The sequence below is a fragment of the Stenotrophomonas sp. WHRI 8082 genome (genome assembly GCF_040223995.2).
Classification (GTDB): Bacteria; Pseudomonadota; Gammaproteobacteria; order Xanthomonadales; family Xanthomonadaceae; genus Stenotrophomonas.
Window position 1 is genome coordinate 3,272,154 of the sequence record NZ_CP167826.1, and the last position, 21,553, is coordinate 3,293,706.

At 66.1% G+C, this 21,553-nt stretch carries 22 protein-coding genes; 19 read left to right on the top strand and 3 right to left on the bottom strand.

The genetic code is table 11. The features are described from left to right. Nucleotides 1–91: 91 nt before the first annotated feature. A complete protein-coding gene (locus ABRP17_RS14205) occupies nucleotides 92–2,281 on the bottom strand; it encodes a TonB-dependent receptor (RefSeq protein WP_188326586.1) in 2,190 nt (729 codons plus the stop codon). 155 nt (nucleotides 2,282–2,436) lie between these two features. Here ABRP17_RS14205 and ABRP17_RS14210 point away from each other — a divergent pair, with 155 nt between their 5' ends. After that, nucleotides 2,437–2,850, top strand: a complete 414-nt coding sequence (locus tag ABRP17_RS14210) for a MerC domain-containing protein (protein WP_188326587.1) — start codon at nucleotides 2,437–2,439, stop codon at nucleotides 2,848–2,850. Between the two features lie 111 nt (nucleotides 2,851–2,961). Next, entirely contained in the window at nucleotides 2,962–3,144 is a 183-nt protein-coding gene (locus ABRP17_RS14215) for a 30S ribosomal protein THX (protein WP_188326588.1), read from the top strand. A 131-nt stretch (nucleotides 3,145–3,275) separates the two neighbouring features. On the opposite strand, the gene ABRP17_RS14220 is transcribed toward ABRP17_RS14215, so the two are convergent. Further along, nucleotides 3,276–5,339, bottom strand: coding sequence for a 3-hydroxyacyl-CoA dehydrogenase NAD-binding domain-containing protein (locus ABRP17_RS14220; RefSeq protein WP_349986744.1), 2,064 nt, complete (start codon nucleotides 5,337–5,339; stop codon nucleotides 3,276–3,278). A 237-nt stretch (nucleotides 5,340–5,576) separates the two neighbouring features. On the opposite strand from ABRP17_RS14220, the gene rpoE reads away from it, so the two are divergent. The 9 genes from rpoE (at nucleotide 5,577) to recO (ending at nucleotide 14,251) form a co-directional block, all read left to right on the top strand. Next, on the top strand, nucleotides 5,577–6,197 hold the full coding sequence (rpoE, locus tag ABRP17_RS14225; protein ID WP_192081757.1) for an RNA polymerase sigma factor RpoE: 621 nt from the start codon (nucleotides 5,577–5,579) through the stop codon (nucleotides 6,195–6,197). Then, on the top strand, nucleotides 6,194–7,051 hold the full coding sequence (locus ABRP17_RS14230) for an RseA family anti-sigma factor (RefSeq protein ID WP_349986746.1): 858 nt from the start codon (nucleotides 6,194–6,196) through the stop codon (nucleotides 7,049–7,051). Before rpoE ends, ABRP17_RS14230 begins: the two co-directional genes overlap by 4 nt. An 84-nt stretch (nucleotides 7,052–7,135) precedes the next feature. Further along, nucleotides 7,136–8,698, top strand: a complete 1,563-nt coding sequence (locus tag ABRP17_RS14235) for a DegQ family serine endoprotease (protein ID WP_349986750.1) — start codon at nucleotides 7,136–7,138, stop codon at nucleotides 8,696–8,698. Between the two features lie 177 nt (nucleotides 8,699–8,875). Then, nucleotides 8,876–10,666, top strand: a complete 1,791-nt coding sequence (lepA, locus tag ABRP17_RS14240; protein WP_188327218.1) for a translation elongation factor 4 — start codon at nucleotides 8,876–8,878, stop codon at nucleotides 10,664–10,666. 68 nt (nucleotides 10,667–10,734) lie between these two features. Next, complete coding sequence (gene lepB, locus ABRP17_RS14245) at nucleotides 10,735–11,529, top strand: signal peptidase I (RefSeq protein ID WP_372486800.1); 795 nt, start codon at nucleotides 10,735–10,737, stop codon at nucleotides 11,527–11,529. A 29-nt stretch (nucleotides 11,530–11,558) separates the two neighbouring features. Further along, nucleotides 11,559–11,942, top strand: coding sequence for a DUF4845 domain-containing protein (locus tag ABRP17_RS14250; protein WP_372486802.1), 384 nt, complete (start codon nucleotides 11,559–11,561; stop codon nucleotides 11,940–11,942). Then, entirely contained in the window at nucleotides 11,932–12,615 is a 684-nt protein-coding gene (gene rnc / locus ABRP17_RS14255) for a ribonuclease III (protein WP_188326592.1), read from the top strand. The genes ABRP17_RS14250 and rnc overlap by 11 nt, the downstream gene beginning before the upstream one ends. Beyond that, a complete protein-coding gene (era, locus tag ABRP17_RS14260) occupies nucleotides 12,612–13,508 on the top strand; it encodes a GTPase Era (RefSeq protein ID WP_188326593.1) in 897 nt (298 codons plus the stop codon). Before rnc ends, era begins: the two co-directional genes overlap by 4 nt. Before the next feature lie 20 nt (nucleotides 13,509–13,528). After that, nucleotides 13,529–14,251 carry a DNA repair protein RecO gene (recO, locus tag ABRP17_RS14265; protein WP_192081759.1) on the top strand — a complete coding sequence of 241 codons (723 nt, stop codon included), beginning with the start codon at nucleotides 13,529–13,531 and terminating at the stop codon, nucleotides 14,249–14,251. A gap of 10 nt (nucleotides 14,252–14,261) precedes the next feature. Here recO and ABRP17_RS14270 read toward each other — a convergent pair whose 3' ends face one another. Further along, nucleotides 14,262–14,996, bottom strand: coding sequence for a response regulator (locus tag ABRP17_RS14270; protein ID WP_349986651.1), 735 nt, complete (start codon nucleotides 14,994–14,996; stop codon nucleotides 14,262–14,264). Between the two features lie 126 nt (nucleotides 14,997–15,122). Here ABRP17_RS14270 and rlmD point away from each other — a divergent pair, with 126 nt between their 5' ends. The 8 genes from rlmD to ABRP17_RS14310 all read left to right on the top strand — a co-directional run bounded on the left by rlmD (nucleotide 15,123) and on the right by ABRP17_RS14310 (nucleotide 21,511). Next, on the top strand, nucleotides 15,123–16,457 hold the full coding sequence (gene rlmD / locus ABRP17_RS14275) for a 23S rRNA (uracil(1939)-C(5))-methyltransferase RlmD (protein WP_349986650.1): 1,335 nt from the start codon (nucleotides 15,123–15,125) through the stop codon (nucleotides 16,455–16,457). Nucleotides 16,458–16,512: 55 nt separating this feature from the next. Continuing rightward, nucleotides 16,513–17,019 carry a CYTH domain-containing protein gene (locus tag ABRP17_RS14280; RefSeq protein ID WP_349986649.1) on the top strand — a complete coding sequence of 169 codons (507 nt, stop codon included), beginning with the start codon at nucleotides 16,513–16,515 and terminating at the stop codon, nucleotides 17,017–17,019. A gap of 109 nt (nucleotides 17,020–17,128) precedes the next feature. Further along, nucleotides 17,129–18,136 carry a beta-N-acetylhexosaminidase gene (gene nagZ / locus ABRP17_RS14285; protein WP_349986648.1) on the top strand — a complete coding sequence of 336 codons (1,008 nt, stop codon included), beginning with the start codon at nucleotides 17,129–17,131 and terminating at the stop codon, nucleotides 18,134–18,136. After that, nucleotides 18,136–18,693 carry a hypoxanthine-guanine phosphoribosyltransferase gene (locus tag ABRP17_RS14290; RefSeq protein ID WP_188326599.1) on the top strand — a complete coding sequence of 186 codons (558 nt, stop codon included), beginning with the start codon at nucleotides 18,136–18,138 and terminating at the stop codon, nucleotides 18,691–18,693. Before nagZ ends, ABRP17_RS14290 begins: the two co-directional genes overlap by 1 nt. Beyond that, on the top strand, nucleotides 18,693–19,439 hold the full coding sequence (locus tag ABRP17_RS14295; protein WP_188326600.1) for an S-methyl-5'-thioinosine phosphorylase: 747 nt from the start codon (nucleotides 18,693–18,695) through the stop codon (nucleotides 19,437–19,439). Before ABRP17_RS14290 ends, ABRP17_RS14295 begins: the two co-directional genes overlap by 1 nt. 89 nt (nucleotides 19,440–19,528) lie before the next feature. Then, entirely contained in the window at nucleotides 19,529–19,732 is a 204-nt protein-coding gene (locus ABRP17_RS14300; RefSeq protein ID WP_188326601.1) for a cold-shock protein, read from the top strand. A 79-nt stretch (nucleotides 19,733–19,811) separates the two neighbouring features. After that, complete coding sequence (locus ABRP17_RS14305) at nucleotides 19,812–21,092, top strand: NAD(P)/FAD-dependent oxidoreductase (RefSeq protein ID WP_349986646.1); 1,281 nt, start codon at nucleotides 19,812–19,814, stop codon at nucleotides 21,090–21,092. A 152-nt stretch (nucleotides 21,093–21,244) separates the two neighbouring features. Further along, the gene (locus tag ABRP17_RS14310; RefSeq protein ID WP_349986645.1) at nucleotides 21,245–21,511 is read left to right on the top strand and encodes a hypothetical protein; all 267 of its coding nucleotides are present in this window, start codon (nucleotides 21,245–21,247) and stop codon (nucleotides 21,509–21,511) included. Nucleotides 21,512–21,553 lie beyond the last annotated feature (42 nt).

The following is a 21,553-nucleotide window of genomic DNA, read 5'->3' on the forward strand; positions in this document are numbered from 1 at the left end:
GGCGTCCGGTGGGCTTCGTGAGAGGGCAGTGATCCCGAGGGAAGCAGGCGGGGCCCGGCTGCATGCCGGACCCCGCTTTGTCACGCGTGCATCAGAAGTAGGCGCGGATGCCGAACGCCACGCCGCGTCCCGGCAGCGGCGAGTAATCGCGGAGCAGGGACGTGTGCGGGCGTACTTCGCGGTTGGTCAGGTTGTTGCCGTCCAGGAACACCTCGTAGCTGTTGCTGTCGCTGCGGTCCCAGCGGTAGGCCACGTGCGCGTCGACCAGGGTATAGCCGTCGCTGGCCTGTTCGTTCTGCGCGGTGTCCTTCTGGCTGCTGTAGCGCACGGCGCCCAGCGATGCACGCCAGCCGTCCTTCGCCCAGCGCAGGTCCGCGCCCACGCGTGCCGGCGAAATGCGTGGCAGGTAACCGCCGTTGGCCAGTTCCACGGTGTAGTTGTGGTTGTGGTCGCCATGAGGCACTGCGATATCCACGTTGCGGCTGCCGCTGCCATCCAGCTCGGCCTTGACGTAGTCACCGAACACCCGCAGGTCCCAATCGCCGGCGCCGCCTTCGAACAGATGGACCAGTGCCTCGGCTTCGGCACCCTTGAAGGTGGCGTCCTGCTGCGCCCACAGACGTACCGGCAGGTCTTCCACCACGCCGGTGTCGGCCAGATAGATGAAGTCCTTGAACTTCGTCTGGTACACCGAAGCCGAGAAGTCCACGCGTTCGCTGTGCGTATGGATACCCAGTTCGATGCGCTGGCCGCGCTCGGTCTTCATGTCAGGGTTACCCAGCTCGATGGAACGCGTGGCGATATGCGCGCCGGCGGCGTAGAGCTCTTCATTGGTCGGGGCGCGCTCGGAGCTGTCCACGCCGAAGCGCAGGTCCACGGCATCGTTGAGCGTCCAGATACCGGCGGCAGACAGATTGGTGGCATCGAATTTGCGCTGCTGGTAATCGCCGGTGGGGTCCAGCTTGACCTGATCATGGCGTGCGCCCAGCTCCAGCTTGAACGGGCCGAACTGCTTTTCCTGCAGCACGAACAGGCCGGCGTTTTCGGTGCGGGTGTCCGGCACGAACGCCTCTTCGCCCTTCGCACCGAAATCGCTGTTGCCGAACTGCAGGCCGAAGGCGCCGTTCCAACCGGCGATTTCATTCTGCACCGCTTCCAGGCGACCTTCGATGCCCTGGTTGGTGAAGCGGGTGGCCGGGGTACCGGCTTCCAGTTCGACGTGTTCGTAGTCAGTGAAAGCGGTGCGCAGGGTGACGCTCTTCAGGAACGAGGTCGGGTTGTAGAGGCCGCCTTTGAACTCGAAGCGGTTCTGCACCATGTCGATGCGCACGTCGTGCTCGTCCCCTTCTTCTTCCTCGCCGCCATGATCGTGGTCGTGATCGTGGTCATCGCCGTCGGCATGCACGTGCGCGCCGTTGGGAATGCCGTAGTTGGTGCGGTAGGTGCTGGCAGACAGGCCGAAGAAGCCACCATCGCCCAGCCACGTCGCGCCCACGCCGCCGGCGCGGGTACGGATGGAGCTGTTGTCCAGCGTGCCGCGCCGCGGCTCGGCGGCGTCGCCATCGTCATGCGCATGGTCGTGTTCTTCCAATGCATCGACCACGGCGTAGCCGGGGATGCGGTAATCGTCGCCATTGCGTACCAGGCCGTCCACGTGCAGCACCCAGTTGCCGTTGACGCCGTCCAGCCGGAACATGCCGCTGCGCTCGTCATTGACGCTGTTGCCACGGACTTCGGCGCGGCCACTCAGCGGGCGATCCGGGATCTCCCGGGCGATGCGGCCATCGACGACGTTCACCGCACCACCGATCGCGCCACTGCCGAACAGCAGGGTGGCCGGGCCCTTCAGTACTTCGATCTGATCGGCCAGGAACGGCTCGATGCTGGTGGCATGGTCGGCGCTGACCGTGGAGGCATCCATGTTGCCCATGCCGTTGGACAGCACGGCCACGCGTGGGCCTTCCTGGCCGCGGATGATCGGGCGGCCGACGCCTGGGCCGAAGAAGGTGCTCTGCACGCCGGGCAGCTTGGCGACGGTGTCACCCAGGGTGCCGGCCTTGGCGTCGTCCAGGCGCTCGCCGGACAGCACCTCGACCGGACGCGCCAGTGATTCGGCATCGCCCTGCAGTGGGGAGGCGGTGACCTTCACTTCGGACAGTTCGGTCAGGTGGCGATCGCGATCAGCAGGCGCGTCGGCCGCCATCGCCAACGCGGGAACAAGGGCAGCGGCCAGCGCCAACGCGAGGGCATGCGGGCGGGGCCGGAAACGCAGAGCAGTCATGGGCTATCCAATGAATTGTTATAACGTATCAACAAGGGGGCGCACGAATCCCGTCGAGTGCAGCGGGAGAGAGAGACGCTGACGCAAACGGGCCGTGCGGGTTCAGAAGGGATGTTATATTATTCCATAACGCTTCGCCGACCCTGCTTGAAGTCATGCCCCTCATCCAACGCCTTCGCCATCTGCTCGACCGCTTCGGTGCCACCGGCTCGCTGCTGTGCGCCGTGCACTGTGCGGTGATTCCCATCGTGCTGGCCGCGGCGCCTTCGCTGGGCCTGTCGGTGTGGCTGGGTGACGGCGTGGAAGCGGCGCTGGTGGTGTTCGTGACGTTGCTGGGGCTGTTCAGCCTGGTGTGGGGTTATCGCCGCCATGGCGCATTGCGCGCGCTGGGGTTCCTGTTGCCTGGTCTGGTCGCGTTGTGGGCGGGATTGTTGTACTCCCCGCTGCACCACGACCCTGTTCCGCACGCGGTGGTGATGACCTTGGGCGGCCTGCTGGTAGGAGTGGCGCACCTGGTGAACCTGCGGCTGAACCACGGCCATGTGCATGACGCGAGCTGCGCGCACTGAGGCCGTCGTGGTAGGCTTTCCGATCGTGCGCGGGGGCGTCCAGCAAGACGGCCCCGCCAAACCCGTGTCAGCACGGGGTAATCAGAATCAACATAGCCAGGAGTTCAAGACATGGGTAAGGGTGACCGCAAGACCGCCAAGGGTAAGCGTTTCAACGCCAGCTACGGCAACGCCCGTTTGCACATCGTGAGCAAGGCCGCCGTCGGCGCCGCTGCTCCGGTAGCCAAGAAGACCGTGGCCAAGGCCCCGGCAAAGAAGGCCGTTGCCAAGAAGGCCGTCGCCAAGGCCAGCTGATCGCTGACCGGCAGAACACGAAAAAACGCGGCGCCCAGCGCCGCGTTTTTTTTATGCTTCTGATTTCCTGCTCGGCGGTGTCGCTCGCGGAGTACTGCCGTACACGCATCAGTCCCTGAGCAGGCCTGTGCTCACACCACCGGCTCGCGCAATGCCGGATTGTCCCAGCCCGGTCGCGGCGAGAAACGATCGCCATGGCGCTGCTGCAGTACCTTCAGCCGCTCCACCAGCACGTCCGCGCCGGTGGCCCGGATGTACTGCACCGGACCGCCACGGAACGGCGCAAACCCGGTGCCGAAGATCACGCCCGCATCCAACAGGTCCGCATCTGCCACCACGCCGTCGTGCAGGCAGGCCACCGCTTCGTTGAGCAACGGCAGGATCAGGCGATCCTCCAGGTCAGCCGGTGCCTGGTAGTCCTTGGCCACTTCAGGCTTCTTGGCGCGGCCGTTTTCCCAGGTGTAGATCCCCTGGCCATCCTTCTTGCCGCGCTTGCCCTGTTCCACCGTCTGCAGCGCCGCAGGAATCTGCAGCCCCAGGAACGGGGCCAGTTCTTCGCCCACGCCCGCGGCCACGTCCAGACCCACCGTATCGAGCAGCTCGATCGGCCCCATCGGCATGCCGAACTTCACTGCGGCCTTGTCGATCACCGGGCCCGGGATGCCTTCGGCATAAGCGGTCGCCGCTTCCAGCATGTACGGGAACAGCACGCGGTTGACCAGGAAGCCGGGGGTGCCGGCCACCGGTACCGGGAACTTGCCCAGCGCCTTGCAGAATGCCGCCAGGCGGCGCTCGGTCTCAGGCGCCATGCCATCGTGATGGATGATCTCCACCAACGGCATCTGCGCCACCGGGTTGAAGTAGTGCAGGCCGGCAAACTGCGCCGGGCGCTGGATATGGTCGCGCAGTTCAATCAGGGGGATGGACGAGGTGTTGGTCGTCAACAGCGCGTCGGCCTTCATGTTCGGCTCCACCGTCTGGTACAGGTCACGCTTGGCCTGCGGATTCTCGATGATCGCCTCGATCACCAGATCCGCCTGTGCGGCGCCGGCACCGGCCAGGTCGGCCTGCAGGCGTGCGGCCACGGCGGGGCGCTTGCTCTCGTCACGGACCTTCTTTTCGAACAGCGTCTGCGCACGCTGCATGGCCGGGTCGATGAAGCGCTGCTCGCGGTCCTGCAGGGTCACGTTGAAGCCCTTGTACGCTGACCAGGCGGCGATGTCGCCTCCCATCACCCCGGCGCCGACCACATGCACATGGTGGATACCGTGGTCGCCGCCACCGAGGGCTTTCAGCCGCTCGGTCAGGAAGAAGATGCGGATCAGGTTGCGCGCGGTCGGCGTGCTGGCCAGCTTGACCACTGCGCGGCGCTCTGCATCCAAGCGGGCCTGCACCGGCTTGCCCCCTGTGCGCTCCCACGTGCTGATGAGTGCATACGGCGCGGGGTAGTGTTCTTTGCGGGCCTTGCGCGCGACCTGCTTGGCCATCTGCGGGGCCAACAGCTTGCGCGCCGGCCAGGTGTTGGTCGCCCACGCGGTGGCGCGCTGCTTGAACGGGCGCGTCGTGCCTTTCAGCGCCAACGCAACCGCGGTGTCGAGCAGCAGCGCCGGGGCCACGACCTTGTCGACCAGACCGATGTTGCGCGCTGCCGATGCCGACAGCGTGCGGCCGGTGAGCATCATGTCCATCGCCGCCGGTGCGCCGACCAGCTGCGGCAGGCGCGCGCTGCCACCCCAGCCGGGGAAGATGCCCAACTGGGTCTCCGGCAGGCCGATGCGGGTGCTGCTGTCGCTGGACGCCACGCGGTAACGGCAGGCCAGGGCCAGCTCGGTGCCGCCGCCCAGACAATGGCCGTGGATGGCCGCGACGGTGGGGCAGGGCAGCTCGGCCAGCTTCTGGTAGGTGACCTGGCCACGACGGATCGCATCGTTCACGGTGCCACGGCGGTCGAACTCCTGGAATTCCTTGAGGTCGGCCCCGGCAATGAAGCCGGCTTTCTTCACCGACTGGATCACCACGCCCTTGGGCGGATCGATCGCAATGCGTTCAATCAGGTCGCCCAGCTCGAGCAGGACGTCCTGGGACATCGCGTTGACGTTGGCGTCCTGGCGGTCGAGATTGAGCACCACGACACCGTCGTCGCGGATCTCCGGGTGCCAGTGCGCGAGGCGAAGCCCATCGAAGCCTGAGAGCATGGACGTTCCATCCGGTTGTGTATGGAGAAGGGGCTATGATCCAGAGGTTGTTTCCGTTCCGTCAAATCCCAATCAATTACGTGGGATAGGGCAGGCTGGTTCATATCGTGAACGCATACGTTAACGGAACGTTGGTTAAAAGCTGGTGCGGTGCCCGCATGTGCGGCGCTGAACTTTTTCCGGGATTGGCAGTCTCATTGCCTGACGTCGGTTGGGCTGACAGGAGTGCGGTCCCGAATGGCCGAGGTTGAAACACCACAGGAGCTGGACCTGGAACTGGTCCGGCGCGTGCAGCGCGGCGAGAGCGCGGCATTCGATGTGCTGGTGCGCAAGCATCAACACCGTGTCGTGTCGCTCGTGGGGCGCTACATCGCCGACTGGAGTGAATGCCAGGACGTCGCCCAGGACACGTTCATCCGCGCCTACCGCGCGATCAACAGTTTTCGTGGCGATGCCCAATTCTCGACCTGGTTACACAGGATTGCCGTGAATACAGCCAAGAACCACTTAGCCGCAAGCAACCGCCGTCCGCCCACCGATGACATCGAGATCGGGGATGCCGAACAGTTCGACTCGGGCACCCGCCTGCGCGATAACGACACGCCCGAGCGCCAGCTGATGCGCCAGGAGCTGGAGAACACGGTCATGAAGGCGGTGTCCGGATTGCCGGAAGAACTGCGTCTGGCCATCACCCTGCGTGAGGTGGAGGGCCTGAGCTATGAAGACATCGCGCTGAAGATGGGGTGCCCGATCGGCACCGTACGTTCGCGGATATTTCGCGCCCGCGACGCCATCGATATCCAGCTCCGGCCGTTGCTGGACGTTGGCAGCGCAACACGGGAGAAAAGCCGCGCATGAACACGCATCAGCAACCGGTCGACAAGATCGACATGCATAACCGGCAGCAGTTGTCTGCGCTGGTGGACGGCGAGCTGTCCTCCGACGAGGCGCGTTTCCTGCTGCGCCGCCTGCAGCACGATCCGGAGCTGCAGGCCTGCCAGGAGCGCTGGGCGCTGCTTGGAGATGCGCTGCGGGGACAGGCCGTTGCGCCGGCGCCTGCTGATTTCGCCGCACGGGTCAGTGCGGCGCTGGCCGCCGAGCCGGCACCGCAGGCTGAACCACGACGTGAGCTGCCGCGCGGCTGGATGCGCTGGGGTGGCGGTGCTGCACTGGCTGCCTCGGTGGCGGCCGTGGCGTTGTTCATGGGACGGCAGTCGCTGGATGCGCCGGAACCCCCCGTCGATGCGCCGACCCAGGTGATCGCCAGCCAGGCCGAGCTTGCCCCCCCCGTGCAGGCGCCGTCGGGCGGCGATGCGACCGGTACGGGCAGCGAGGCCGCCGCGCTGGTGGCCAGCGTCCCAGCTGCCGCTGTCGCCGCAGCCAGCCGGCGCCAGGACGCGGCCGCCCGCCGCGCCAGTGCGACCCGCAGCCAGCAGGTCGCCCGTGCTGCGCAACGCGGCGACGTGCCGCAGACCGCCGTCGCCTCCCGCGAGCCGGCGTCGCTGCCGTCGTTGGCCGCGGCCAACCATCGCGACCTGTCCTTCGGCAATGTCGGGGCGTTGCAGGCACGGCCCTGGCCGCGCTCCAGCGTGGGCCCGGCAGCCGGTGGCGCACTCAATGCCAGCTACCCGGGCACCGCGTCCGGTGCCACGTTCTACCCCTTCGAACCGCGCCTGCAGGAAGAACTGCAGGTGCCGGGACGGCGTGACTGATCGCGCCGTCCCCCTCGCGCCTGCCACCTCGGCAGGTGCGTTTCCCCGTATTCCGTTGATCTGACCGGAGGTTGTAATCCGATGATGCCGCTCACCCGTTCGTTCCGTACCCAGGCACTGGGCCTGTTGGCCATGACCCTGCCGCTGGCCGCCTGCGCGCAGTCGCCGTCGCCGCTGGCGCAGGACGTCGCTGCGCAGACTGCCGCCGCCGCGCCGCGCGCACCGGCGCAGCCGCTGGTGACCGGACTGCCTGACTTCACCAACCTGGTGGAGCAGGTCGGGCCGGGTGTGGTCAACATCGAAACCACCATCGTGCGCAGCAACCGCCAGGCCCGTGGCGGCGGTGCCGGCCCGAGCCAGGACGAGATTCCGGAAATCTTCCGCCGCTTCTTCGGGCCGGAGTTCGGCATGCCCGGTCCGGGCGGCCCCGGTGGTCCCGGTGGTGATCCGGACGGCGGTCCCAGCATCAAGGGTCGCGGCATGGGTTCGGGCTTCATCATTTCCGCTGATGGCTACGTGCTGACCAACCACCACGTGGTGGCCGATGCGGCCGAGGTGAAGGTCAAGCTGGGGGACAGCCGTGAGTTCACCGCCAAGGTGGTGGGCAGCGACCAGCAGTACGACGTGGCCTTGCTGAAGATCGACGCCAAGGGCCTGCCCACGGTGCGCGTGGGTGATTCCAATTCGCTCAAGCCCGGACAGTGGGTTGTCGCGATCGGCTCGCCGTTCGGTCTGGATCACTCGGTCACCGCCGGCGTGGTCAGCGCGGTCGGTCGCAGCACCGGCGGCGCCGAACAGCGCTACGTGCCGTTCATCCAGACCGACGTCGCGATCAACCAGGGTAATTCGGGCGGCCCGCTGCTCAATACCCGTGGCGAGGTCGTCGGCATCAACTCGCAGATATTCTCCGCCTCCGGCGGCTACATGGGCATCAGCTTCGCGATCCCGATCGACCTGGCCATGGGGGCCGTCGAGCAGATCAAGAAGACCGGCCGGGTCAGCCGCGGTCAGCTGGGTGCGGTGGTACAGCAGATCGATTCGTTGAATGCGCAGGCCTTGGGGCTGCCGGACAGCCGGGGCGCGCTGGTCAACGAGATCGTGGTCGGCAGTGCAGCGGCCAAGGCCGGTGTCCAGGTCGGTGACGTGATCCGCTCGGTGAATGGCAGTGCGGTCAACTCGTTCAGTGACCTGCCGCCGCTGATCGGTGCGCTGCCCCCGGGCAGCAAGGTACGCATCGGGCTGGTCCGCGATGGCAAGGAGCGTGAGCTGGGTGCCACCCTGACCGAGCTGGCGGAAGATGCGCAGGCGGCGGCCAATCGCCCGTCAGCGGCCAATGACGCCGCCGCACCGCAGGCCGGTGCCAATGCCCTGCTGGGCTTGGACGTGGCCGAGCTGACCGCCCCGCAGCGCACGCAGTTGGGCCTGGAAGCAGGCGAGGGCGTGCGCGTGACCCGGGTCAACGGGCAGGCAGCGCGCGACGCGCGGCTGTCGCCGGGGATGGTGATCCTGCAGGTCGGGCGCACCTCGGTGGGCAGTGTGGATGCCTTGAACCGCGCGCTGGCGGGGTACAAGAAAGGTGACGTGGTCATGCTGCTGGTGCGCAGCGGCGGCAACAGCGCCTTCGTGGCCGTGAAGACCGGCAGCTGACCCGGTCACGGGTCACGAGTCCTGGGTAGCGCCGAGCCATGCTCGGCGAGCGCAGCGGCACGACGCGTCGCGCACCACGGGCGGTCACCATCCACCGGGGACCCCCTTCCCGTGCGATAATCCAACGTTACCCTGACGACGCCCGGCGCCGCCGCCACCTCTATGTCCTCTGATTCGATGCGGAACATCCGCAATTTCTCCATCATCGCCCACGTCGACCATGGCAAGTCCACGCTGGCGGACCGCATCATCCAGCTGTGTGGCGGCCTGCAGGCCCGCGAGATGGAAGCGCAGGTGCTCGATTCGAATCCGATCGAGCGCGAGCGCGGCATCACCATCAAGGCGCAATCGGTGTCCTTGCCGTACGTGGCCGTGGATGGACAGACCTACCATCTGAACTTCATCGATACGCCCGGGCACGTCGACTTCTCCTATGAAGTCAGCCGTTCGCTGGCGGCATGCGAAGGCGCGTTGCTGGTCGTGGATGCGGCCCAGGGCGTGGAAGCGCAGTCCGTCGCCAACTGCTACACCGCGGTGGAGCAGGGCCTGGAAGTGGTGCCGGTGATCAACAAGATCGACCTGCCCACCGCCGATATCGAGCGCGCCAAGGCGGAAATCGAAGCGGTGATCGGCATCGACGCGGAAGACGCCGTCGCTGTCAGCGCCAAGACCGGGTTGAACGTGCGCGACGTGCTGGAAGCCATCGTCAAGCGCATTCCGCCGCCGGTGCCGCGCGATACCGACAAGCTGCAGGCGCTGATCATCGATTCCTGGTTCGACAACTACCTTGGCGTGGTGTCGCTGGTACGCGTCATGCAGGGCGAGATCAAAGCCGGTGACAAGCTGCAGGTGATGTCCACCGGCCGTAACCACCAGGTCGACAACGTCGGCGTGTTCACCCCCAAGCGCAAAGTGCTGGCCAAGCTCGGCGCGGGCGAAGTGGGCTGGGTGACGGCGAGCATCAAGGACGTGCACGGTGCACCGGTGGGTGACACCCTGACCCTGGCGTCGGATCCGGCGGCCAAGCCGCTGCCGGGCTTCCAGGAAATGCAGCCGCGCGTGTTCGCCGGCCTGTTCCCGGTGGATGCCGAAGATTACCCGGATCTGCGCGAAGCGCTGGACAAGCTGCGCCTGAACGATGCCGCGCTGCGCTTCGAGCCGGAAAGCTCCGAAGCCATGGGGTTCGGCTTCCGATGCGGCTTCCTCGGCATGCTGCACATGGAAATCGTGCAGGAGCGCCTGGAGCGCGAATACAACCTGGATCTGATCAGCACCGCGCCGACCGTGGTGTATGAAGTGCTGAAGACCGATGGCAGCATCGTCAACATGGACAATCCGGCCAAGCTGCCGCCGGTGAACCAGGTGATGGAAGTGCGCGAGCCGATCATCCGCGCGAACATCCTCACCCCCGAGGAATACATCGGCAGCATCATCAAGCTGTGCGAAGAAAAGCGCGGCAGCCAGTTGGGCATCAATTACCTCGGCAGCCAGGTGCAGATCAGCTATGAGCTGCCGATGGCCGAAGTGGTGTTGGACTTCTTCGACAAGTTGAAATCCGTCAGCCGCGGCTACGCCTCGCTGGACTACGCCTTCGTGCGTTTCGACGCCGGCCCGTTCGTGCGCGTGGATGTGTTGATCAACGGCGACAAGGTCGATGCCCTGTCGCTTATCGTCCACCGGTCGCACTCCGATCGCCGTGGCCGCGAGCTGTGCGACAAGATGAAAGAGCTGATTCCCCGGCAGATGTTCGACGTGGCCATCCAGGCCGCGATCGGCGCGCAGGTGATTGCCCGCACCACCGTCAAGGCCATGCGCAAGAACGTTCTTGCCAAGTGCTACGGTGGTGACGTGTCGCGCAAGAAGAAGCTGCTGGAGAAGCAGAAGGAAGGCAAGAAGCGCATGAAGCAGGTCGGCCGCGTGGAGATTCCGCAGGAAGCCTTCCTCGCCGTGCTGCAGATGGACAAGTAAGGTAGCGTTTGGCCCCCCTGGCCCGGGGTAGGGCCGCCCTGCCTTCGATACGTTGCTAAGGACCCTGAATGAAAGCGTTTGAGTTCCTCCTGGTTGCCCTGACCCTGGCCTCCGGCTTGATCCTGCTGGCTGACAAACTGTACTTCGCCCGTCGTCGCGCCCGTCGCGCCGGCCTGCTGGACAGCGAGCCGGCGCTGGTGGACTACTCGCGGGCCTTCTTCCCGGTGCTGGCCATCGTGCTGGTGGTGCGCAGCTTCATCGCCGAGCCGTACAAGATCCCGTCCAGCTCGATGATGCCCAACCTGCTGATCGGTGATTTCATCCTGGTCAACAAGTTCGCCTACGGCCTGCGCCTGCCGCTGACCAACACCAAGTTCATCCCGGTGGGCGAGCCGTCGCGCGGTGATGTCGTGGTGTTCCATTTCCCCGGCCACAACGACCAGGATCCGGCGAAGGGCGAGAACTTCATCAAGCGTGTCATCGGTGTTCCGGGCGACGAGATCCGCTTCGAAGGCAACGCGCTGACCCTCAATGGCCAGCCGGTGAAGTACGAAGACAAGGGCCTGTACGCCGGCCATCGGGGCCACGGCGAAGGCGCCAACCTGCTGGTGGAACAGTTGCCGGGCCGCACCCATACCGTGCTGGAGACGGCGTATCCTGCCGGGCAGGGGGAATGGACCGTTCCGGCGGGCCAGTACCTGGTGATGGGCGACAATCGTGACAACAGTGACGACGGCCGCTTCTGGGGCCTGCTGCCAGAGGAGAACCTGCGCGGCAAGGCGTTCCTGATCTGGCTGAACTGCTCAGGCTGGTTCTGCAAGGACGGTTTCGAGCCGTCGCGGATCGGTTCGGGCGTCAATTGATTCATCCACGCGTATCTGGGGAGAACGCAATGAACAACATGAAAGCGCAGCGCGGCCTGACCTTGACCTCCTTCCTAGTGGTTCTGATCGTGGTGGGGTTCTTCTTGTACGTGGGGATGAAGCTGTTCCCGATGTACCAGGAAAACTATGCCGTGCGCTCGGCGATGAAGAGCCTGGCCAAGGAGCCGGGCATCGGGACGATGCAGCCGGCCAACATCCAGTCGCTGCTCTTCAAGCGCCTGTACATCAATTACTCCGACAACGTGAAGCCCGCCAACGTGAAATTCGACCGCAAGAACAACGGTTGGACCCTGCGTGTGAACTATGAAGTGCGGCGCCCGTTGATCGGCAACCTCGACGTCGTCGGCAAGTTCGACGCCAGCCAGGACCTTACCCGTAGCGGTGTCGAATAAAACTTTCCAACGCGGTGATCTGATCGGTCACCCTTTTGCCACGCCGGACCTGCTCGTGCAGGCCCTGCGGCACCGCTCTGCGGGTGTGCCACACAACGAACGGCTGGAGTTCCTCGGCGACAGCATCGTCAACATGCTGGTGGCCCAGGCCCTGTACGAACGCTGGCCGAAGGCCGACGAAGGCGCGCTGACGCGCGGCCGAGCCGAGCTGGTGCGCGAAGGCGCGCTGGCCGAACGCGCGCGCGAACTGATGCTGGGCGACCGGCTGACGCTGGGCGCCGGTGAAATGAAGACTGGTGGTCATCGCCGTGATTCGATCCTTGCCGATGCGTTTGAAGCCGTGGTGGCCGCGATTTACCTGGATGCCGGCTTCGACGCCTGCCGTGCCCGCGTGCTGCCCTGGTTCGACGCCGCCATGGATGCGCTGCCGGCGACCGGAAAGCCCGGCAAAGATCCCAAGACCCGCCTGCAGGAATGGCTGCAGGGCCGACAGAAGGCGCTGCCGCAGTACGAACTGGTGTCAGAATCCGGTGACGACCACGCCAAGACCTTCCAGGTACGCTGCATCTTGACCGAACCAACCGTCAGCACCGAGGGCGAAGGCTCCTCGCGGCGATTGGCAGAACAACAGGCGGCCGCGGCCGCGTTAGACCTATTGGTGGATTCAAAGTGAGCGAACAAACGCCCCATCGTTGCGGCAGCGTTGCCGTCATCGGCCGCCCCAACGTGGGCAAATCGACCCTGACCAATGCGTTGGTCGGGGCCAAGGTGAGTATCGTCTCGAACCGGCCGCAGACCACGCGGCACCGGCTGCTGGGCATCGCCACGTATCCGCAGGGCCAGCTGGTGCTGGTGGATACCCCCGGCCTGCACAAGGTGCAGAAGCGGGCGATGAACCGGGTCATGAACCGTGCCGCGCGCGGTTCGCTGGAGGGCGTGGACGCCGGGCTGCTGGTGATCGAAGCCGGTCGCTGGGACGAAGAAGACGCCATGGCCTTCAAGGTGCTGCGTGATTCGGGCATCCCGGTGGTGCTGGTGGTCAACAAGGTCGACCGCCTGAAGGAAAAGGCGGCGCTGCTGCCGTTCCTGCAGCAGGTGACCGAGGGGCGCGAGTTTTCCTCCGTCCATCCGATTTCCGCGCAGAAGCGCAACGGGCTGGAAGCGCTGGTGCACGACGTGCTCGCGCTGATGCCGGAAGCCCCGCCGATGTTTGGCGAGGATGAAATCACCGACCGCAGCCAGCGCTTCCTGGCCGGCGAACTGGTGCGTGAGCAGCTGATGCGCCAGCTGGGCGAAGAGCTGCCCTATGCCACCACGGTGGAAATCGAACGCTTCACCGAAGACGGCAACCTGCTGCGCATCGGTGCGGTGATCTGGGTCGAGCGCGAAGGCCAGAAGGCCATCGTGATCGGCAAGGGCGGTACCCGCCTGAAAGAGATCGGTGCCAAGTCGCGCCTGCAGATGGAGCGCTTGTTCGGTGCCAAGGTGTTCCTGGAGACCTGGGTGCGCGTGCGCGAAGGCTGGTCGGACGACGAGGCCGCGTTGAAGGCCTTCGGTTACGAGTAAGCGGCGGAGCGCCCGGGTCGATGCTCATCGCAGCCGAGCCGGGCTTTGTCCTGCATGCGCGGGCTTACCGCGAGACCAGCCTGCTGGTGGATGTACTGACCGCCACGCATGGTCGGCTGGGGCTGTTGGCACGTGGCGTGTCGAGTGCGAAAGGGCAGGTGCTGCGCGCCGCCCTGCAGCCGCTGCAGTGGATACGCTTCGATGCAGTGCAGCGGGGTGAGCTGGCGCAGCTGCGCGCAGCGGAAGCGCTGGATGCCGCACCTCGCCTGGCCGGGCACACCATGCTGGCCGGCTTCTATGTGAGTGAACTGGTGATGCGGCTGGCGCCCCGCAACGATGCCGTGCCCGATCTGTATCGGGCCTACGGCGAAGTGCGGGCGAGGCTCGGATTGGAGCTCTCGCTGGCATGGAGCCTGCGCCGGTTCGAGCGTGATCTGTTGGAATCGTTGGGTGTTGGATTCGACCTGGCCTGCGCGGACGACGGTGTCGCGCTGGATCCTGCGGCGCGCTATGAGCTGGATCCGCAGGACGGGCCGCGTCGGCTGCTCAGCGAGCGCGACGGGCAGGGGCGGCGGGGTACCGCGACTGGAGCGGCGCTGCTGGCGCTGGGCCGCGACAAAGAACCCGCCGCTGACGACCTGGCCAGCCTGCGGCTGCCGATGCGCACCGTGCTGGCCCACCACCTGGGGGGCCGCGGGCTGAAATCCTGGGAGATGCTGGACGACCTGGCGCGCCGGCGCTAGGCCCGCACTTTCAGTGCAGCAATGCCGCGACCGCGTCGCGGAACCCCGCCTGCGCTTGGTGCGAGGCCGGCATCTGGTGCAGGGTGCGCACCGCACGGCTCAGCCGCGCCGCGCCGACAAAGCCGCAGCTGGCCTGCAGGCGATGCAGCTGATTGCGCAGCGCCGGCTCGTCATGACGGTCCACGGCCATGTCCACCGCATCGCGCACACTGGGCAGTTCGGCCAGGAACAGCTCGCGCAGGGCAACCAGATGGGTCCGCTGGCCGTTCAGCGCGGCCAGTGCCGTGATTTCATCCCAGTCCTGCGCTTCGTTGAGCACCAGCCCCGTCGATACCAACGGTGTCGTTCGATACGCGGCGCCGCGCCCCAGGCTGCGGCGCACCACCTTCAGCAGGTCTTCGCGACCCAGCGGCTTGACCAGCACCTCGCTGAAGCCCGCTTCGCGCAGGCGCACATGCAGGCGGGAGTCACGGTCTGCGGTGTGGGCCAGCGCCGGTGTATCGGGGTGCAGCGGATGCAGGCGCTGCAGCAGCTCGCTGCCGTGCCCATCGGGCAGGTTGGCATCGATCAGCCACAGGTCATACCGGCATTGCTGCACGCAGGCCGTCGCCGCGCGCAGGGAATCGGCGGTGTCCACGTCGGCCGGCAGGGTTTCCAATGCGGCTTTCAGGAACCCGCAGGTAATGATGTCGTCCTCGACCAGCAGGAAACGGGGGCGCGGTGACCGCGACGGGCTCGTCTGCATAAGTGCTGCCTCCATGTCAGCTATGCGCATATTAAACGCCGCGGGCCACCATGCAAGCGCGGAGAGGCGGTTGCGTGCCCTATCTGAGACAATACGCGCCCTTTTTCTCACGCAGCCCTCCGCCACGTGGCCCGTCACCGTTCCCGCATCGACCGTACCCCTTTCGAAACCGACATCCTCGACCTCAGCCACGACGGCCGCGGCGTTGCCCGCCGTGAAGGCGAGGGCGGCAAGGTCACCTTCATCACCGGCGCTCTGCCCGGCGAGGTGGTGAAAGCCGAGCCGACCGCGCGCAGCAAGCATTTCGACCAGGCACGCACGGTCGAGGTCGTGCAGGCGTCGCCGCTGCGCGTGCAGCCGAAATGCCCGCATTTCGGTGTGTGCTCCGGCTGCGTGCTGCAGCACCTGGAGGAAAGCGAGCAGATTGTGGCCAAGCAGCGTGTGCTGATGGACAACCTGCAGCGCATCGGCCATGTGCAGCCGCAACAGGTGCTGCCGCCGCTGGTCGGTGAGAGCTGGGGCTACCGCCGCAAGGGCCGATTCTCGGTGCGTCGCGTAGAGAAGAAAGACAAGACGCTGGTCGGTTTCCGCGAGCTGGATCCACGGTTCGTGGCGGACCTGTCGCAGTGCCTGACGGTGATTCCGGAGATCGGTCTGAAGGTCTCGGTGATCGCGGCGTTCGTCGAGTCGCTGGACGGCAAGCGCGACATCCCGCAGATCGAATTCATCGCAGGTGACGACGCCATCGTACTCACCATCCGCCACATGCAGCCACTCAGCGCGGCCGATCGTGCAGCGTGGACCGCGTTCGGGCAGGAGCACGGGTTTGCGATCTTCCTGCAGCCTGATGGCGTGGATTCGGTCCATCCGCTGTGGCCGCAGGAAGTGCCGCTGTCTTTCCGGCTGGCGCCGTGGGACGTCGAGCTGGCGTTCCGCCCGCTGGACTTCATCCAGGTCAATGCGAACCTGAACGTGAAGATGATCGAGCATGCGCTGGCGTTGTTGGACGCCGGTCCGGATGAGCGGGTCCTGGACCTGTTCTGCGGCCTGGGCAACTTCACCCTGCCGCTGGCGCGCGGGGTGCGCGAAGTGGTGGGGGTGGAGGGCGATGCCGGGTTGGTGGCGCGGGCGAAGGATAATGCACAGCGCAACGGGCTGGGCAACGCCAGCTTCCATGCCGCCGACCTTACCCAGGACCAGACCCAGGCGCCGTGGATGCTGGAAGGCTTCGACAAACTGCTGCTGGATCCGCCGCGCTCCGGCGCGATCGAAGTCCTGCAGCAACTGCCGCTGGAGCAGTTCAAGCGCATCGTCTACGTCAGCTGCCACCCGGGTTCGCTGGCGCGCGATGCCGGCTATCTGGTCAAGGAGCGCGGCTTCACCCTGATCAGTGCGGGGGCGATGGACATGTTCCCGCACACCGCACACGTGGAAAGCATCGCGGTGTTTGAACGCCTGTGACCGGGCAGGGGCGTGACGCGCGTCTGTCGTAACGCCGTTGCTTCATAATCGCCGCATGGGCATTGAAATCGAACGCAAATTCCTGGTGACCGGTGAAGGCTGGCGCGCTGCCGCGCACGCCGTCATCCCGATGGCGCAGGGCTACATCAACGACATGGGCGCGCTGGATCGCGGCGACCAGAACGCGTCGGTGCGGGTGCGCATCGAAGGCGATGTTGCCGCGCTCAACCTTAAATCCCGCACGCTGGGCCGCAGCCGGCAGGAGTTCGAGTACCCGATCCCTCTCGACGACGCGCGGGCGCTGCTGGCGCTGTGCGTGGGTGGCCTGATCGACAAGCGCCGCCATCTGGTGCACCACGAAGGCCTGTTGTGGGAAGTGGATGAGTTCCTGGGCGAAAACGCCGGCCTGGTGGTTGCCGAAGTCGAACTCGACGATCCCGACCAGCCCGTACCGCTGCCCCCCTGGGCCGGCAAAGACGTGACCGACCAGGCCCGCTACTACAACGTCGCCTTGGCCTCCCACCCCTACACCCGATGGCAAAAAGGGGACGGAGGGGATTAAGTCGTTTCTGGCTGTGGGACCGCGGGCGGGGTGAATGCGACTTAATCCCCTCCGTCCCCTTTTTTGAGTGGCTCTGAGACAATGCGGCGCCCGGAGTGGAGACCTGACCATGCTGCTGATCGGCGTTGCCGGAACTGAACTGACTGCGCAGGAGCGTGACTGGCTGCAGCACGATGCGGTGGCCGGCGTGGTGTTGTTCAAGCGGAATTTCCAGGACCGGCAGCAGGTGGCAGCGTTGTCCGCTGCCATCCGTGACGCGGCGCCGCGCCCGCAGTTGATCTGCGTGGACCAGGAGGGGGGGCGCGTGCAGCGCTTCCGCGAGGGCTACAGTGCGCTGCCGCCGCTGCAACAGCTCGGCGCCGGTTATGCGGACGATCCGCAGGCGGCGCTGGCCCGGGCCGAGCAGCACGCCTGGCTGATGGCCAGCGAGATACGTGCCAGTGGCGTCGACCTCAGCTTTGCACCCGTCGTGGATCTCGGCCATGGCAACCGTGCGATAGGCGATCGTGCCTTCAGCGATGATCCGCAGACGGTCGCGGCGTTCACCGCGGCGTATGTCCGTGGCATGCACAGCGCCGGCATGGCCGCCACGCTCAAGCATTTCCCGGGACACGGCACGGTCATCGAGGACACCCACGTGGACACCGCAATCGATCCCCGTGGGCTGGACGAGCTGCGCGCGGGCGACCTGGTCCCCTTCGTCGCGGGCATCGACGCGGGCGCCGATGCGGTGATGATGGCGCATGTGGTCTACCCCCGTGTAGCGCCCGAGCCGGCAGGCTACTCGCGGCGCTGGATCGAGGAGATCCTCCGCGGCGAAATGGGCTTCCGTGGCGTCGTGTTCTCCGACGACATCGGCATGGCGGCTTCGTTCAGCGCCGGTGGAGTGAAGGCGCGCGTGGACGCGCACCTCGACGCGGGGTGCGATGTCGTGCTGGTATGCCATCCTGAACTGGTGGAAGAATCCCTGCGTGCGGTCGAACACCGCACCTGCAACACCGCCGCGCTGCTGGGCCTGATTGGCCGCGGCGCGCTTGGCTGGGACGGCCTGTTGGCCGACGCCCGCCATGGCGATACACGAACCCATCTGCTTGAACTTTCTGGAAGAACCGTCTGATGCCCAACCTCACCATCTCCCAGGCGCTGGAACAGGCCGACCTGCTGGTCGACCGCGCCACCATCGACCAGGCCATCGGCCGCATTGCCGACGCCATCGCGGCGGACTACAAGGGCGAAGTGCCGCTGTTCCTGTCGATCATGCACGGTGCGCTGCCGTTCGCCGGCCAGCTTGCACTGGAGCTGGGTGCCCGTGGCCAGGACGTGCAGTTCGATTACCTGCATGCCACGCGCTACCGGGGTGAGACCACCGGCGGCGACCTGGTGTGGAAGCACAAGCCGGCCACCGCGCTGTTCGGTCGCCGGGTGCTGCTCGTCGATGACATCCTCGATGAGGGCTATACGCTGCAGGGCGTGCGCACGTGGTGCCTGGAACAGGGCGCCACCGACGTGCGCATCGCCGCGCTGACGGTCAAGCAGCACGATCGCGCGCTGCCGGACGTGCACGCCGATTACGCGGGCGTGGACCTGCCGGACCGCTATGTATTCGGCTTCGGCATGGACGTGAACGAGACGCTGCGCTGCCTGCCGGCCATCTATGCGATGAAGGAAGGCTGATGCAGCAGATCGCATTGGCGGTCATCGGCGGGACGGGCGTGTATTCGCTCGCCCAGTTGGACGACGTGCAGACGCACCAGGTCGATACCCGCTACGGCACCCCCTCCGGCCCGATCCGAGTCGGCACGCTGCTGGGCCATCGCGTGGCGTTCCTCGCCCGGCACGGCGAGGGGCACTCGCTGCCGCCGCACAAGATCAATTACCGGGCCAACCTGGCGGCCCTGCAGCAGATCGGCGCGCAGCGCGTGCTGGCGCTGAATACGGTCGGCGGTATCGGCGATGCCTTCGGTCCGCGCGTGCTGGCCTGTCCGGACCAGCTGATCGATTACACGTGGGGGCGTATTTCCACCCTGTGTGAAGAACCGGGCAGCGAGGTGCTTCACGTGGATTTCGGCCACCCCTACACGCCGATGCTGCGGAGCAAAATTCTCGCCGCCGCAAAAGTGACTGGTGTCACAGTCCACGACGGCGGCTGTTACGGCGCGACCCAGGGTCCACGGCTGGAAACCAGCGCGGAAATCGCGCGCATGCGGCGGGATGGGTGCGATCTGGTCGGCATGACCGGAATGCCCGAAGCAGCCCTCGCCCGCGAGCTCGGACTGGACTATGCCTGCCTCGCAATTGTGGCCAATTGGGCCGCTGGGTGTGGGTCCGGAGAGGAAATCACCATGGCCGAAGTGCTCGCCAATGTGCAGGCTGCGTCCAACGGATTGCCCGAATTGATTGGTGAATTGGCAAGGGGGTGATTGTCATCCTCGGGCAAGGTTTGCATACTCGCCCAGTGCGCAGGGTTTTTGCGCACACCACCCATTCATTGCAAAGGTCTCGCATCAACATGGCAACAGGTACCGTTAAGTGGTTCAACGACGCCAAAGGATTTGGCTTTATTACTCCGGACGACGGCGGCGCTGATCTGTTCGCGCACTTCTCCGCCATCTCTGGCAGCGGCTTCAAGTCCCTGCAGGAAGGCCAGAAAGTGACCTTCGAAAAGACCCAGGGCCCGAAGGGCGACCAGGCTTCCAACATCCAGGCTGCCTGATTTCCGCGTCTGCGTGTTGAAAAACCCCGCTTCGGCGGGGTTTTTTTTGCCCGCTGCGCAGATCAGGCACACTCTCCGAATGGACTCCCGCATGCGCATCGCCGTCATCGGCTACGGAACCGCCGGCCAGGCATTGGCCATCCTGCTGGGGCGTGACGACCATCACGTCGATATCTTCGAACGGGCACCCGCGCCGGGCCCGGTGGGCGCCGGGTTCCTGCTCCAGCCCAGTGGCCTGCAGGTGCTGTGGCGCATGGGGCTGCTGGATGCGGTGCGCGCGCACGCGGCCCCGGTGCACCGCCTGCACGGCGATACGCCCTGCGGGCGGGCGGTGATGGACATGGGCTACGACGGGCTGGATCCGCGCCTGCACGGACTGGGCATGCAGCGCGGCGCGCTGTTCCAGCTGCTGGACCAGGCACGTGAAGGCACCGGTGCCCTGCACGCGGGGACCGCCATTACCGCGGTGGACAGCGAACGCGGCCTGCTGCGTGACGCGCAGGGGCGGCAGCATGGCCCCTATGACCTCGTCATCGCCGCCGACGGCTCCGCCTCCGTGCTGCGCGCGCAGGTGGGCGGCACCACCCTGGACCGGGTGTATCCCTGGGGCGCCCTGTGGTGCCTGCTGCCTGCCGAAGACTGGCCCCACGTGAATGAACTCAGGCAGCGCTACGTCGCCGCGCGCAAGATGATCGGGCTGCTGCCGGTGGGCACCCGGCCCGGCGATGACACGCCGCGGCTGAGCTTCTTCTGGAGCCTGCCGTGCCACGACTTCGCGCGCTGGGAGCAGGACGGCCTGCAGCCGTGGCTGGATGAACTCCACGCGTTGTGGCCCGAAGCGGGGGCCCGCTTTGCCCACCTGCAGGACGCCGGCCAGCTTGCCCGCGCCAGTTACCGCGATGCCGTGGTGCACCGCTGGCACACGGGGCGGCTGGTGCTGGCCGGCGATGCAGCGCATTCGATGAGTCCGCAATTGGGGCAGGGGGTCAACATGGCCCTGATGGATGCGCTGGTGCTGCGTGACACGCTGCGGGTGCACGGGCGCGGCGAAGCGGCCTTGCAGGCCTATCAGGCCCAGCGGCGAGCCCACGTGGCCGTGTACCAGCGCTGGAGCCGCTGGCTGACGCCGCTGTTCCAGTCTGACCGCGATGCCTGGGCAAAGGCCCGTGACGTCCTGCTGGGCCCGATGGGGCGCATGCCGGGAGGGCGCGGCCACATGCTGCGCGTGCTCAGCGGCACCCAGCAGGGGTGGCTGGGTACGTTGCCGTTGGAGGCCGAATTCATTGATGCACTTGAAAGACGCCCTGCGGGGTCCGTGGACACGCCCCTGCCGCCTGATGTTAATGCCGCACTGCAATAAGTTGACAGCCGGCTCACCTGGTTCATGGCACAAGAAGTGGGTACGCACACGCGTGTGGCCCCTGTGATACGTGATCCTGCATCGCGCACCGCCTGCGGCCCGGCGCTGCTGCCCCAGTTGGCTCGGGTGAGCCGAATGCAAAGGAGTCTGTCATGTTGTTCTCGGCCGAAGCGCTGGAATCGGAAATCTGCAAGCTGCGCGGACTGTTGCAGATGCTGCACGAAGACCAGCCGGACGTGCTCGAAGACGTGTTCGAGTTCCATGTCGGTAGTCTGATCAGCCATTCTTCGCCAGAGCACCACGGATATGTCCGTACCTGCGCGCAGGAGATGCTCGCGACCATCCGCGCATTGCCCCGGCGGGTAGAAGAGCGTGACGTGGACTTTCGGTTGATGCCTGAGATGCTCGCCGTCGCCTGAAGCACCACGCCTCATCGGTAGGATCCCGCGAGCGATGCGCGC